This is a genomic window from Capnocytophaga sp. oral taxon 329 str. F0087 (genome assembly GCF_000213295.2).
Taxonomy (GTDB): domain Bacteria; phylum Bacteroidota; class Bacteroidia; order Flavobacteriales; family Flavobacteriaceae; genus Capnocytophaga; species Capnocytophaga leadbetteri_A.
This window is the reverse complement of sequence record NZ_KN389987.1, coordinates 11,977-27,279: the sequence shown is the minus strand read 5'-3', so window position 1 is coordinate 27,279 and position 15,303 is coordinate 11,977. Positions and strand designations below refer to the sequence as shown.

At 42.6% G+C, this 15,303-nt stretch carries 10 protein-coding genes; 6 read left to right on the top strand and 4 right to left on the bottom strand.

Annotated elements, in window-relative coordinates; all coding sequences use genetic code 11:
• Positions 1–553: helix-turn-helix domain-containing protein (locus tag HMPREF9074_RS01725; protein WP_034539508.1), on the top strand; the 553-nt coding region annotated here is incomplete at its 5' end.
• A 57-nt stretch (positions 554–610) separates the two neighbouring features.
• Here the strand turns inward: HMPREF9074_RS01725 and HMPREF9074_RS01720 are convergent.
• From HMPREF9074_RS01720 to HMPREF9074_RS01710, 3 genes are all read right to left on the bottom strand, one after another.
• On the bottom strand, positions 611–1,117 hold the full coding sequence (locus tag HMPREF9074_RS01720; RefSeq protein WP_009388702.1) for an outer membrane beta-barrel protein: 507 nt from the start codon (positions 1,115–1,117) through the stop codon (positions 611–613).
• A gap of 19 nt (positions 1,118–1,136) precedes the next feature.
• Complete coding sequence (locus HMPREF9074_RS01715; protein WP_034539506.1) at positions 1,137–5,459, bottom strand: translocation/assembly module TamB domain-containing protein; 4,323 nt, start codon at positions 5,457–5,459, stop codon at positions 1,137–1,139.
• Between the two features lie 93 nt (positions 5,460–5,552).
• Complete coding sequence (locus tag HMPREF9074_RS01710; protein WP_009388698.1) at positions 5,553–6,677, bottom strand: aminotransferase class I/II-fold pyridoxal phosphate-dependent enzyme; 1,125 nt, start codon at positions 6,675–6,677, stop codon at positions 5,553–5,555.
• A gap of 396 nt (positions 6,678–7,073) precedes the next feature.
• On the opposite strand from HMPREF9074_RS01710, the gene HMPREF9074_RS01705 reads away from it, so the two are divergent.
• The 3 genes from HMPREF9074_RS01705 (at position 7,074) to HMPREF9074_RS01695 (ending at position 10,087) form a co-directional block, all read left to right on the top strand.
• Positions 7,074–8,489: a Gfo/Idh/MocA family protein gene (locus tag HMPREF9074_RS01705; RefSeq protein ID WP_009388693.1), complete on the top strand. Its 1,416-nt coding sequence runs from the start codon at positions 7,074–7,076 to the stop codon at positions 8,487–8,489.
• A gap of 76 nt (positions 8,490–8,565) precedes the next feature.
• Entirely contained in the window at positions 8,566–8,925 is a 360-nt protein-coding gene (locus HMPREF9074_RS01700; protein WP_009388690.1) for a four helix bundle protein, read from the top strand.
• A 76-nt stretch (positions 8,926–9,001) separates the two neighbouring features.
• On the top strand, positions 9,002–10,087 hold the full coding sequence (locus HMPREF9074_RS01695; RefSeq protein ID WP_034539530.1) for an ATP-binding protein: 1,086 nt from the start codon (positions 9,002–9,004) through the stop codon (positions 10,085–10,087).
• Positions 10,088–10,203: 116 nt separating this feature from the next.
• On the opposite strand, the gene HMPREF9074_RS01690 is transcribed toward HMPREF9074_RS01695, so the two are convergent.
• The gene (locus HMPREF9074_RS01690) at positions 10,204–11,247 is read right to left on the bottom strand and encodes a WD40/YVTN/BNR-like repeat-containing protein (RefSeq protein ID WP_009388686.1); all 1,044 of its coding nucleotides are present in this window, start codon (positions 11,245–11,247) and stop codon (positions 10,204–10,206) included.
• Positions 11,248–11,549: 302 nt separating this feature from the next.
• On the opposite strand from HMPREF9074_RS01690, the gene HMPREF9074_RS01685 reads away from it, so the two are divergent.
• Both HMPREF9074_RS01685 and HMPREF9074_RS01680 read left to right on the top strand, forming a co-directional pair.
• Positions 11,550–12,638 (top strand): RipA family octameric membrane protein, encoded by a 1,089-nt coding sequence (locus tag HMPREF9074_RS01685; RefSeq protein ID WP_009388684.1) that lies wholly within the window; start codon positions 11,550–11,552, stop codon positions 12,636–12,638.
• A 170-nt stretch (positions 12,639–12,808) separates the two neighbouring features.
• Complete coding sequence (locus HMPREF9074_RS01680) at positions 12,809–15,196, top strand: heavy metal translocating P-type ATPase (protein WP_009388682.1); 2,388 nt, start codon at positions 12,809–12,811, stop codon at positions 15,194–15,196.
• Positions 15,197–15,303: the final 107 nt, after the last annotated feature.

Here is a 15,303-nt window from a genome sequence, read left to right as displayed (position 1 = left end):
GAAAGAGTTTAGCCAAGAGCTTAATCAGCTAAGTGATACCCTATCGGGGGTGTTGAAGCACCTTTTTAGGCTGTCACAGATAACCCGCCTAATACGTTTGGGCAAGCCGCTAACTAAGGATGGTATTCATAATGATAAGCTGCAAGAGCTACGCATAGAGTTACAAGAACGCGCCCAAAAGCGACTTGAGAAAGAACAGCTATTTGTTGAAACGACCCCAGAGGAAGCTCCTATCATAAAGCAAGAAAAACCTACTACTTATGATGAGACTTTGCGTTTATGGCAAGAGGGCAAGCGTGTAGCCGAGATAGCCGAAGCGCGTATGTTTACCCAGCGCACTATCTATAATCATTTAGAAAAACTCATCGAGCAAGGAAAGCTACCTGAAGATTTGATAACAGAGTTGCTCTCAGCACAAGCTATAACAGAACTTACGGCTCTGTTTGACAAAACAGAAGACTATAGTTCGCTAAAAAGCATTATAGAGGCAACCGAAGAGCGGTATAGCTGGAATGAGCTTAGCCTTTTCAGGATATACTATCAAAAAAAATAGCAAGTTAGTGAGTGTAATCATTCACTAATTTGCTAATTCTCTAATTTATATAATGTGTTATTTAAACTTATAGGTAACCCCTAATTTGAGCCCTAAGTCAGCGAAAGAATTGTGGTCTAAGAACCATTCTGCATTTACCCCGAAGTTTTGGGTGAAGAACCAACGAGCACCAGACTGTAGGCATAGCGCTACACCTGAATCGTAATAAGGCTTTAACCAGCGATATTTAGAGGTATGTGCCCAGTTGTAGTACCCTAAGCTCAATCCTCCGTAAAGGTCTAAGTTAGAGGGGACGCGTATATACTGAGCAAAATGGAAGTTGCTGGTGAATAGTATGCCTATATTGCTGTATTCTATATCTTCCTTACTCGTACCGCGGTAGAAGAGTTCGCCTCCTAAAGATACTTGCTTGCTGATGCCAAAATCAACCCCTCCGTAAATCATTGCACTGATATCCGAGAAGCCTAAACCTCCGTTTAATTGCACATCTCCTTTTCTGAAGGCTTGTGCTGAGGCAGTGCTTATTGCTAATACACTACCCAAAAGTAATAACATTTTCTTCATAATATTCTCTGTTTAATTGTTATTTTTTCTTCGTTCCAAAGATTTTATACATAAGCCCTTTGAAGGTATTGAAATCAACGGTGTAGGTAAGACCAACCCCTTGGGCATACCCTATGCGGTCTAACATATATTGTTGCCATTCGTTTTCGCGGTTGAAAATCTTAGCTGTCAGACTACCATCGGGGTTGAGCCTAAAGAGTACCTCTACATTACCCGCTACAGCTGTACGGCTTACCCCCCCAACAGGTATTCCTACTTTAGCATTTACGCTCGCCCAATCGGTTATTTGGGTAGAGACGGTAAAGCCTAATCGGTCGCTGTTAATGTCTGAGGAACTATCATTGATGCCCGCCTCGTACGATACCCCTAAGTTGAGTTTGTTATCTTCGTCAGATAGTAGTTGGTTGAATAGCCCAGCAGCTGTTTCAAACAGATTATAGGCTACTAAACGGTTATCCGTATTCTTTTCGCTCATAAACGACCCCTGTGCCAAGAGCGAAAAGGCTTGTAGCTGTTTGCGGTCTTGGTCTTCGAGTTTGTAGTTGAGCTCTGATACCAAACTCGGGCTGCTATCAGGGAAGGTAATATCAAATACAGTTTCGGGGTGCATCAGTTCGCCACCGAGTTTAATAACCACTTGGGTATTAATCTTTCGGTTGTATTGTGTACTCTCCAACAGAGTGCTGGGGTTAGCGGTTAGGTTATAGGCAGCTTTCAGGTCGCGGAGGGTAGCCATCAGTGGGTCGCCACTCCAAGAGATAGAGCCCCCAGGTAGCACTGTGAAACGCTTGTCTATAATATTCTCGTACTTGAAATTGTAGAAGCCCGAATAGGTGATAAAGTCACCCCACATATTAAACTTGCCGTTAGTGTTGATTTCGATAAGTAGCGTACCAGCCCCGCGCCCTACAAGGTTGCTACCTGTTTTTTTATCCATCACTATCTCTACCTCGGCAGTAGGCTGTACGTCTAATTCAAAATTGAGCTCTAACCCTTTAATCGACTCTAAATCGCGTTGCACTTTTACCTTTTTATCTCCTTTTTCTACGAAAGTGATAAAGGAATCATCGCCTACGCTCTCGGTATCGCTTAGTGGTATTTTGAACGAAGTACCCTCTTCGGTCTTAGCATTTACATTTATAGCTATCTCGTCTAAAGCCCCTTTTATAGTAGCAGCCCCATTCATAAAAGCGGTGCCGTAGAAAAGAGCATCGTCAGTATATTGGGTGTTAAGCACCATAAAGCGTTTGCCGAGGGTCTGTAGCTTCAGGTCTAAAAACCAATCGAGTAGGCGGTTATGCCTGATAGAACCATTTAGGGTAGCTTGGGTATTATAGGCGGTATCGGTCAGTTGCCAGTTGTCTATATCAAAGGTTTTGTTGTTTACCTTTATCTTAGCGCCGTCGTTTATGTCAGCATTGAGGTTTAAGTAGCTGATGCCAGCCCCTGCCTCTTGTAGGGTAAGGGTACCGTCCATCAGCGGGTCGGTTATGCTACCTTTTATGTTTACTAATCCGCTCATCTTACCCCGCAGGTCGTAGAAAATACCTTCTACAAAAGGATTGAAAGGCGAGAGCGCAAAGTCTTGGAAGTAGGCTTTTAGGTCTAAGAGCGTACCTTTCTTGCTGTCTAAGTTTATCTTTCCACGCGTAGCAAAACCTAAGGAGCGCCCGTTGGAGAAGAAAGCATTTACATCGAAAGACGAAAGGTCATTATTACCAAAGATATTTACTTCCAAATCGCCGTAGTCATAGCCGTTTAGCTTAAAATACTGCACAAAAAGGTCAGCAGAAGGGTAGTATAGTTTCCCTTTTTGGGTAAGCGATATATTACCGTTGAGGGTACCCGTTAGGTCGAGCCCTTTCATTTCGGGCATAACCTTGTCTAAGGCTACGTTATGGGCTACCAAATGCAGGTTTTTATAGTCGTTAGTAGTCACCAATCCGCTGAGGTTCATATATTGGTTTTGGTGCGCCATCTTGAAGTTGCTTATCCGCAAGCTATCGGCAGTACGATTGAGTACAAGTTTGTTGTACTCGTTCATTTCGTTTTCACGATTGATGTACCACGCATTGCCTTTAAAGTTCACTAACGACTTTTTGATACCAATAACAGACTCTTGTTTCTGGTTCAAAGTATGAAAGAAATTCAGCTCATAGTTATCTTTCCCCGATTCGCCTCCTTTAAACTCGGTGCGGAAGAAAAGCGTATCTTTCACAGTGGTATTAATCAGGTTGAAATCCTGAATAGCATACACGCCAAAATCAACTTTTTTCACCTCTAAAAAGGTGTTGTACAGCGGGTTCTTATTGTCTATCTCAAGGCTTAGGCTGTCTATCTGATTATCGTAAGCATTAATGCTTGGCGACTTCATCTGCAGCTTGAAATTCGTGTTGTCAGCATCTATATTCCCATTGATAAAAGTATTGCTCCCTATTTTCACTTTAGGCACGAATACCTCTACTATTTTGTTGTAGATATTAAAGTGAAAATCAACGTATTGGTTAGGCTCAATCTTATATGGTTTGTAGTGGGCATACATACTCCCCACAGCGTTCTGCATCATTTTCTTCATTTCAGCTAAGCGGAAGTTTCCTTTCAGATTACCGCTAACAATGTCGGGCGAATTAATACTGATTTCTTTCACTCCATTGGTCAGAGTCGAGTGTACCTCAAAGTCTTTGAAGTTGAAATCGCCTGCTGAATTGATGTAATGCGTGTTTTTAAAGGCTATTTTGCCTACTATATCGTCTAATTGGTTGCCCTCAATGTCAATAATCACCTTGCCACAGAACTGCGAAATGCTATCCATCTCTATAAACTTCAAAGCGTGCAAGTCGGCTATGGCTATATCTGCCTGAAAGTCGAATTTAGTAGCGGCGTGCGAAAGGTCTGCTAGCCCACTAAATTTCATCGTTAGGTTAGGGTCGCGTGCGTCAATCTTGCCGTTGAATACTTGCTTTTTCAGTTCCCCATTTATGTTGATATGCTTATAATTATAGCCGTTATAGCCTAAGGAATGAATATCGCCATTGGCATAAAGCTGCATAGTGTTTATGTCAAAACCCTGCCCGCGTACCGTTAGGTTAGCAGTGAGTGCCCCCACACTATGGTCGTCTAAAAGCCTGCCCAAATGTAGCTGGTCGGTTACGAGGGTGCCTTTGAAAGTCGTTTGGTCAGTATGCGTTAGGTCGTCTAAAAAGCCGTCGATATGGGCTTCACCTTCAGCTGTTTTTAGCTGTAAGTTGGTGAGTAGCGAGGTGGTTTTATAAGCGAAATCGCCTGTAAGCGAACACATACCCAGCTTTTGAAGTTCCGCAGGGATATTTTCACCTAAAACGGTAGGCATCAAGTACGCCAAATCGTTGTAAATAGTCTCAGCATACACCTCTTTGCCTATCACTATGATATTGCGGTTGTCGGCAAGCAGGTTCTGAAAGCTCAATTCGCCCCTGATGAGAGTGTTTTGGTAACTTATCTCGCCCTTCGGAAGGGTAAAATCGTTTAGGGTACCTTTCATTGCTACCTCTTTAAGAGCGATAATGCGATTAGGCGAAAACCCATTGTAGAACGTGTTGAGGTGGGTAGTGTTAATAGTCCCTTTATGTACCTGAGCGTCAAAGACTACCTTATTCACAAAGTCGCCATAACTGCCTTTGTGGGGGTACATTTTCAGGTCAGCATAGAGGTCAGTGTCGGGGGTGAGTTGTAGCTGTAGCTTGTCGGCTTGCATCACCGTATCGGTATAAGCGAAGTAGGGGGTAGTCATATTGTCTACCTTTAGCTGACGATTATATACAAAGTTTGAAGAGGGCAGCGACAGCGATATGTTGCTGCCGCGTATCAGAAAGTCAGTAACAGTGGCGTTTAGGTGGTCTATCTTCAGCAGCGAGGGGTCAGCATTGTTCTCATCGCTGATGTAGCAACGGCTATCGACAAGCTCAATTGATTTGGCTTTCATTATAAACTTGCCCGAACTGGGTTCGCCCGAATCAAACTTATTAACGAAAACATCAAGGTTCGAAAGGGTGTCGCCCTTGTGGGTTTTCATATTGAAAAGCAAGTTCTCAGCCTCTATATCGCCAAAGTAGAGGTTACCATCGATAAGCTGTTTGAAGTTTAAGATAGAAGTATTGAGGCGCTCGGCATAGATAAGCGAATCTTGCTTATGGTCGCGTATCAGCACCTCTTTCAGGGCTACCTGTCCGTTTATCTTCAGGTGTATCTTGCTGATATTTAGGTCTATATCGAAGTCTTTATTGAGGTAAGCTACTGCTTTTTGGGCTATGTAGGTTTGCACTATAGGCAGCGATAAAGCCCCTCCTACTAACAGCAATAGCAGGAGCAGCCCTAAGAGTCCACGGACTAATATTTTTCTTAATTTTTTCGTAGTAATGAGTTTTTTTTAGACAGCGGCAAAGGTACGAATAATTTGTCAATTAGCAAATTTGTCCGTTAGCAAATTTACTAATTTTTTAATCTCTTCTTCGGTGTTAAAGCTGTGCAGGCAGATGCGTAGGCGCTCTTCTCCAGCCGGCACGGTAGGGGCTAAGATAGGCAGCACGCCTATACCCTGCGCTTGTAGTTGAGCCGCAAGGGCTTTTACGCGCTCATTACCAGGGACTACCATCGCCTGTATAGCCGAATCCGAAGCGATAAAACCTTGCAGCTGCTGTTGGGCTATTTGTGTTTTGAAGTAACTAATATGGCTGTGAAGCTGACTGATTGCCTCCGTTTGCGATAGCTGTTCGTAGCCCGCGCGTATGGTGGCAACACTGTGCGGACTCATAGCGGTAGTGTAGATAAACGAGCGCGAGAAGTTTACCAAGTACTGCACCACCTCTGCCGAGGCTACTACGGCAGCTCCGTGAGCGCCCAACCCCTTGCCAAAAGTAACGATGCGCGCAAAAATATCGTTCTCTAACCCCAAAGCCTGTATAAGTCCGCTGCCGTTTGGGCCAAATACCCCTATGGCGTGCGCCTCGTCTACCGCCACATAAGCTTCGTACCGCTGGGCTAAGGCCACCAAGCGCCGCAAATCCGGACTGTCGCCGTCCATCGAAAAGACCGTTTCGGTAGCGATCAGCACCGTGCGTTGGTCGGTAGCAAATTTTTTGAGCAACTTTTCGAGGTCTTCTAAATCGTTGTGTTTGAACTTATAGGCGTTGGCTAAGCTCAGCGAGATGCCGTCGCGAATAGAAGCGTGACTATAGCTGTCGTATAGTATCACATCGCCGCGCCCTACTATGCAAGAGAAGAAACCTACATTGGCATCGTAGCCAGAATTGTACAGAAGGGCAGCTTCAGCGTGTTGAAAATCAGCGATATACTGTTCGGTTTCGCCAAAAATAGGCAGATTGCCCGACAGCAAACGCGAGCCTGTAGAACCGTGAGCGAGGTCGCTATTTGCCAGCGCTTGTATACGGCGACTGATAGCGACATCAGTGCTAAAACCTATATAGTCGTTAGAGTAGAAATCAATGGAGAAATGGCGCTGCTGTAGGCTGCGTAGCGCATTGTGAGCCGCGCGCTCAGCTAATTTTTGTGTAATGTGTTTCATTTTTGTGTAATGTGTTTCATTCGGCAAAGGTAGTGATAATTTGCCAATTTGCCAATTTGCCAATTTGTTGATTTGTCAATTAGCCAATTTTCAAATTTGCTAATTTTCAAATTTGCTAATTTTCTAATTTCCCAGCCCTCCCAGCCTTCCCAGCCTTCCCATTACTTTAGATATAAGATGAGCGAAGGATGAGCGAAGGATGACCGAATGATAAACATCTAACCAGCATACATAAAACAGAAGATTTAGCTAATCTACTAATTGACAAATCTACTAATTGGCAAATCTACTAATTGGCAAATTTACTAATCGACAAATTAGCAATTTTTTTTGGTTGCTAATGAAAAAAAGATTACCTTTGCGGGCAGATAATTAACCTCTAAAATATCATAAACTATGATGAGAAAAATGTTATGGATGCTTTTTAGCATCGTATTGTCTTTCAGCTTTACAGCTGTTAGTGCTCAGCAAAAATCAACTAAAACTAAGTACAACAAAACTATTAAAGTAAAAGTGCCTAAACGCGCTAAAGGTCAGACCGATGTGCTCAACCTTGTAACCCCTAAGCTCGACACCGTGCGAGTGGGTATCATAGGCTTGGGTATGCGCGGACATGGTGCGGTAGAGCGTTACATACACGTGCCGGGGGCTAAAATCGCTGCTCTTTGCGACATACGTCCAGAGATGGTAGAAAAAGCCCAAAAAGTGCTTGATAAGGCGGGACTAAAACGCGTGCCTCAGTACACCGGTAGCGAAGACGCTTGGAAAGAACTTTGCGAGCGCAAAGACATTGATCTTGTGTATATCGTAACCGACTGGAAGCACCACACCCCAATGGCGCTCTACGCTATGCAACACGGCAAACACGTAGCTATAGAAGTGCCTGCCGCTCTTGATATGAAAGAGATTTGGGCGCTTATTGATATGAGCGAAAAAACACGCTTGCACTGTATGATGCTCGAAAACTGTGTGTATGACTATTTCGAAATTACTACCCTCAATATGGCACAACAAGGGTTGTTGGGCGAGGTAATTCACGGCGAGGGTTCTTACATCCATAACCTCGATGAGTTTTGGTCTTACTACTGGAACAATTGGCGTTTAGACTACAACTTCAAAAACCGTGGTGATGTATATCCTACTCACGGTATAGGTCCTGTATGCCAAGCGCTTAACATTCACCGTGGCGATAAGATGAACTACTTAGTATCGTTTGATACCGACCCTTTCCGCGGCAGAGAAGTGATGAAACGCGTAACAGGCAAAGACGGTGCTGATTTCCAAAACGGCGACCTTACTATCACAATGATTAAGACCGAAAAAGGTAAAACTATACAGATACAGCACGATGTGGTAACCCCACGCCCTTACTCTCGTATGTACCAACTTACAGGTACTAAAGGTTTTGCTAATAAATATCCTATATCAGGCTATTTGCTACAACCTGAAAACGTAGATAAGGATATAGTACCTGACCACGAAAACCTATCAGCACACAGCTTTATGCCTGATAGTGCTAAAAAAGCCTTAATGGAAAAATACAAACCACGCATTCTTAAAGAGTTAGAAGCTAAAGCCAAAGAAGTAGGCGGACACGGAGGTATGGACTTCATAATGGACTACCGTCTTATCTACTGCTTGCGCAATGGTTTGCCACTTGATATGGACGTGTATGACCTAGCAGAGTGGTGCTGTTTATCGCCTCTTTCTAAGCTATCGTTAGAGAATGGCAGTGCTCCTGTACAAATCCCAGACTTCACTCGTGGCGCGTGGAACAAGCAAAAAGGCTACAAACACGCCTTTGCAGATTAGTCAATTAGTCGATTTGTCAATTAACTCATTCACAAATTGACAAATCGACAAATCGACAAATTAACCAATTAATTTTATGGAAAAACCTAATTTGATTGTAGATAAAACATTTCAATTTTCACTTATGGCAATTGAACTTTGTAATGTTTTAGATGAGAGAAAGAAGTTTGCCATATCTAATCAATTGCTAAGGTCTGCTACCTCTATTGGCGCAAATGTCAGAGAAGCTCAAAATGCAGAAAGTGAGTCTGATTTTGTTCATAAACTCAAAATTGCTGCTAAAGAAGCAGAAGAAACGATGTATTGGTTAGATTTATGTTTGTACTCTCCAACTTATCCTAATACTGAAAATGAGAAAACAGAATTATTAAGTATTATTAGGATTATCAACAAAATAATAGGAACAATAAAAACGAAACATCAATTAGCTAATTAGTCAATTTGCAATGAATTAATTTGTAATGAGTTAATTGACAAATCAGCAAATTGACAAATCGGCAAATCAAAAAGCTATGTCAAATGTATTACGCCTTCCGGCTGAAAAACTCTATGCTAATGAGTTAGAAGCCCTTAAGGAAGAAGACAAAAAAGAAGAAAAACCCATAGGGTGGCAGCTATCGCCTAAGGCGGTGCTTAAGTTTGTAACCGGTGGTACTGCCAGCGGAGTAACTATTACGCCTAAATATATAGGGCATAACCGCTTGGTAGAGATTGCTATCGCTACCCTGCTAACCGATCGTTCGCTATTGCTTATTGGCGAACCTGGTACCGCTAAATCGTGGTTGTCAGAAAACCTAACAGCCGCTATCAGTGGCGACTCAGGCAAGGTGATTCAGGGTACTGCGGGTACAAGCGAAGAGCATATACGCTATTCGTGGAACTACGCTATGCTATTGGCTAATGGTCCCTCTAATGAGGCACTGCTCAAATCGCCTATTTATAGGGCAATGGAGACAGGTTCGGTAGCACGTTTTGAAGAGATTTCGCGTTGTGCCTCTGAGGTGCAAGATGCGCTTATCTCTATTCTTTCTGAAAAGACTATCGCTATACCAGAGCTTAGCCAAGAACTACCTGCTCAGCGCGGTTTTTCAATTATTGCCACTGCCAATACCCGCGACCGTGGTGTAAACGATATGTCGTCTGCCCTCAAAAGGCGTTTTAACATCATAGTATTGCCTGCCCCAGCGACTCTCGAAACCGAAGTTTCGATAGTAACCAAGCGGGTAGCCGAAATCTCTAATAACTACAAACTAAAGGCACAACAACCGTCGGCTGAGGCAATAGAGAAGATTGTAACTATCTTCCGCGAATTGCGCAAAGGGGCTACCCTCGATGAGAAGCAGAAGCTGAAATCGCCTAGTGGAGTAATCTCTACTGCCGAAGCTATTTCGCTTATTACAAACAGTATGGCGCTGGCAGGTAGCTTTGGTACGGGAGTGGTTACCGATGAAGATTTGGCATCGGGCTTGCAAGGAGCTATCGTAAAAGATGAAGATAAAGACAAACTCGTGTGGAAGGAATACCTCGAAAATGTAATGAAGAAAAGAGGAGCCGCTTGGCGCGAACTTTATAACCAATGCTCACAACATAATAATTAGCCAATTAGCCAATTAGCAAATTGACAAATCACAAAAGCGTCTGCCTAAAAGAACTTTCTCTTAGGCAGACGCTTTTTTATAATCTATTCTAACGACTAACGACTAATCACTAACGACTAATTACTAACCACTCTAAAAATACTAATCTTTTCGTCACCAGAGGCGATAAGGGTTTGCTCATTGATGAATAAAAGAGCGTGATAGACCTCAGCGCTGAGGCGTTGCCAATGATAGCCTCGGTCAGTAGAGTAATAAAGTCCGTTAGGCGAGCAAGCTACTAAGGCATAACCCTTGCTATTAGGCACGTACTTCGCACAGCTAACATAGCCAAAAGAACTATCAGCAGTTAGCGGTTGCCACGTTTTGCCACCGTCATCAGTAATAGCCCCTGTGCCATTGCGGTCAGCGGGTTGCTCGTAGTTGCCCCCCATCACTATACCGTGTTTAGAGTCGTAGAAAGCCACGCTAAAAGCCCCTTTAGTAGGAGCCCCCTGTGCTAAAGGCAGGGCTACCTCTGTCCAGCTATGTGCTTGGTCTTCAGAAGAAAAAATACGACTCGCACTGCCCCCTGTTACTACCCATAGCTTTTTGTCGATATACGCAATAGCCGAATTGCTGGCTGCAAAAATAGCCTCGCCCTCTGCCAGTTTAGGAGTTTGCGACCAAGTGCGTTTTGCCCATGTTTTACCACCGTTGTGGGTAACGAGCACCTGCATACGGCTGTCTATAGGGTCGCCTACCGCTATGCCAAACTGGTCGTTTAGGAAGTGCATACTATCGTAGAAAGCCAAAGGGTGGTCATCGCGAAATACCTCCGTCATACCGCTGGGTTCAGCCCTATAGAGTATGGCAGGAGTACCTATAGAAAGCATAAAAAAGCGATCGGAGGTAGCGGCTACCGAACGAAAGTCAGAGATAACCCCTTTGTTTTTGAGGTCAGAGAGGGCGATAGTATGGTTTTGAGTATTGATAAAGCCAAAAGAAGCGTCAGAACCCGCGAAAGCTACGTTTTTATCAGAGAGCAACTGCATAGCGCGCACACTAATTTTGGGCAGCGGGAAAGTTTTCAGAGGTACTAAAGCAAGAGTTTTGTCCTCATAAGGGTTAGCCGACTGACACGCCACCAACCAAAGAGCCATAAAGCTAAGGATATACTTCATATTAATTGCTGATTTACAAGGCAAAAGTAATGAAATAAAATTGAATAAAGGATATTATAACAAAAATTGCTGTTCTTGAGTGTTAAAATTGATAGTAAATTAGGGTTTTATTAAGAAATGTTTTACATTTGCCGCTTGAAAAGAGAAAATCTTTTTTTGCAGTGAAGAGTATAGGAACACATTGTGAAAGGAGAGTTTTTAAGAAGTTGAATGCCGATTGCTTAATCGCTTAGCTATCGTCTTAGGAATAGATGAGCTAATAGTTTTGGAATTATAGAAAAAATATAATTAAAAGAATAATTATGAACGAAGAGTTTGAAAAACAAAAAATAATCTTAGAAAATCTTTATAGATGTAGAGATTTAGAAATTAATAACTTATGGCAAAAAGGTGTGTTTTTAGCTCCTTTTTTGATATTGTGTTTTACTGGGTATGGTATTTTATTATATGAGTTATTTAAAGAAAGACCTTTTTCAATGGGGATGAATTTATTATGTATTGCTTTATGTGGTATTAGTGCTATATTCTCTATGTTGTGGATTTATATGTTTAAAGGTTCAAAAGCTCAATATGAACTTTGCGAGAGAGCTATTGTTAATTATGAAAAAAAACTGAAATTTCCCATTTATTATAGAATGGGAACATTAAGACATAATGAAATAGAATTTGATAATAATCTACTAAGAACTAAAGCAGGTAAGTTTTCTCCTTCTAAAGTCAATATTTTAATTGGTCAAGTTAGTTTAAAAATCTCGTTAGTTGCTATGATATTTCATGTTGGGTATTTATTTTCTGAAATATTAGTAAGAAATTGCGATGGATATAATAAGTTTATTAGAATTGAAAGTGTTTATATGATTTCTCTTTTTCTTTTTGTTTTTCTTTTTCTTTTAGGATTAATATATTATTTATATAGATTTTTCTTTCAAAAAGGAATAAAAATAGAAAGTAGTTATTTATCAATGAATAATGAAGAGAAATATATAAAAGATTTTAATACAATAAAAGCATTAGTTTTTAAAGAATCTAGAGGAAATTGTTGGTTTTTTATAAAATCTGTTTTTAGAAGTTTATGCTTATTAGAAAATAAGAATAAGAAAACTATTTCTACTCAAAAACAATTTATATTACAAAGTTTGCAAGAAATTTATAATATTAGTTCTGAGAGAGCTAATCAATTAGAAGAGTTGGCAGAATTAACACTTTCTTTTCCTCTGACAAATAAAGAGGAAAAATATATTGAGAAATGTAAAGAGTTTGTTGAAAAAGGAGGAGATATAGAAAAATATAAAGAATTACTTAATTGTCTTGCTTCAGCAATTGGTATTGAGAAAAAAAGGGCAGAAGAGTTAATAAAAAATATTAAAGAAAAATATCAAAGAAAACAGTAGCTTTTTTCCAATAGTGCGTGGTGGAATAGAGCCATAGTGCAATATGAGGGACGCACAGGCAAAGAAGAGCTTAAAAATATACTTCATAACTTCACTCTGTAAAAATTTACTACTTTATAATTCAAATTTATTTTGTACCTTTGTCGCTCTAAATAATTCAATAATATATTATGACAACCTCTTATAAAGTAAAAGGAATGGGCTGTATGGGTTGTGTTACTACCGTTAGCGATAGGCTTTCAGCAGTAGCAGGCGTTACAGCGGTACAAGTAGATTTGGCTTCGGCTACAGCAAGAATAGAAAGCACTGCTGAGGTGCCCTTACAAACCTTACAAAAAGCCTTAGAAGGCACTCATTACAGCCTTGCAGCAGAAGGCGAAGAAGGCGAGAGCGATGACAAAGCGCACCAGCATAAGCCGACGACTCCCCCCTCTATAAAAACTACAGACCCTCACACTAAGGTGGTGTATTACTGCCCTATGCGTTGCGAGGGCGATAAAACGTACGACCACCCTGGTGCTTGTCCCGTTTGTGGTATGGATTTGGTGAGCTTAGAAGCTCCTAAAGACGATAACCTACAGCGCAAGCTCTGGGGGGCTATTGCCTTTACGCTGCCTATCTTTGTGATAGCGATGAGCGGTATGTGGCACAATAATCCGCTTTACAAACTAATGCCCCTCAGTGCCTGGAACTGGGTGCAGTTTGTCCTTTCGCTGCCAGTAGTGTTCTACTTCTGCGGCTTTCTGTTTGTGCGGGCGTGGCGCAGCCTTAAAACACTGCACTTCAATATGTTTACCCTTATCGGTATAGGGGCAGGCGTAGCGTGGGGCTTTAGTGTGGTAGGACTCTTTTTCCCTAACCTCTTCCCCGATGCCTTTAAAGCGCACGGCAGCGTGCATCTCTACTTCGAGGCGGCTACTGTCATCTTAACCTTGGTATTATTAGGACAAGTACTCGAGGCCAATGCTCACACACGCACCCAAGCCGCTATCAGGTTGCTATTAGATTTAGCCCCTCGCAAAGCTACTAAGATAGTAGAAGGCAACGAGATAGAAGTCCCTATTGAAGAGGTTCATATAGGCGACCTGCTAAGAGTGAAACCAGGCGAAAAGCTCCCCGTAGATGGTGTGCTGACAGAGGGTTATGCTACTGTAGATGAGAGTATGATTACCGGTGAAGCCATACCGGTAGAAAAGCAAGTGGGCAACCGCGTATCGGCAGGTACTCTCAACGGCACACAGTCGTTTGTGATGCGGGCTGATAAGGTCGGATCCGACACGCTACTCGCACAGATAGTAGCCCGCGTGCAAGAAGCAAGCCAGAGCCGTGCCCCTATACAGAAATTAGCCGATAAGATAGCCGCTTACTTCGTGCCTATAGTTATCGCCATTGCAGTACTTACCTTTGTAGTGTGGGCAGTTTTCGGTGGCGAGAATGCTTATGTATATGCACTGCTCAATGCCATTGCCGTGCTTATTATCGCTTGCCCTTGTGCCTTAGGCTTAGCCACCCCTATGTCGGTAATGGTAGGGATAGGCAAAGGTGCGCAAAACGGTATCCTCATCAAAGATGCCGAAGCGTTAGAGCGTATGAACAAAGTAGATACTTTAGTCATCGATAAGACTGGTACCCTAACTGAGGGCAAGCCTACGGTAGCTAAAGTAATGAGTTTTGGCAGTCTTACTGAAAAGGAATGGTTACCCTTGCTCTACGGACTCAACCAGCAAAGCGAACACCCTTTAGCCAAAGCTACCAATGCTTACGCCCAATCACAAGGAGTTACCCCCTTACCCTTCACCGATTTTGAAGCCTTAACAGGGAAAGGGGTACGAGCTAACCACGCTGGAGTGTCGTACTACTTTGGCAACGAACGACTGATAGAAGAGATAGGTGCCCCTATAAGCGAAGAGATTCGCCATAGCCTACGTGCCCGTCAATCAGAAGGATATACCCTTTCGCTGTTGGCTACCGACCGCGAAGTGATAGGAGCAGTGGCGATAGCCGATAAGCTAAAGGATACCACCGCTCAAGCATTGCGCGCATTGCAGCAAGTAGGCGTACATATAATAATGCTTACGGGCGATAATGAGCTTACTGCTGCTGCTATAGCCCGCCAAATAGGGCTTACCGACTACCGCGCGGGTATGTTGCCACAAGACAAACAAGAAGAAGTAAAACGCCTACAAGCACAAGGCAAGGTAGTAGCAATGGCAGGCGATGGTATTAATGATGCCCCCGCTTTAGCCCAAGCCGATGTAGGTATAGCTATGGGTACAGGCACTGATATAGCTATCGAAAGTGCCCCTATTACCTTAGTAAAAGGCGACCTCAGTGGCATTGTAAAGGCTAAAAAGCTGAGTAAGGCAGTAGTGAAGAACATACGCGAAAACCTCTTCTTTGCCCTTGTCTATAACGTTATAGGTATACCTGTAGCTGCTGGCGCGCTCTATCCCGTTTTTGGCATTCTATTATCGCCTATGTTAGGGGCTTTAGCAATGAGCTTCAGTTCAGTAAGCGTTATTGGCAACGCCCTACGCCTAAAAAGATTTGGCAATTAACTAATAACTAACCACTAACGACTAATACCTAATAACTAACGACTAAATATAATGGAAATAGCACAAAAGAACCGTCAGTGGTTAGATGATTTAGCCCTCGACCACCC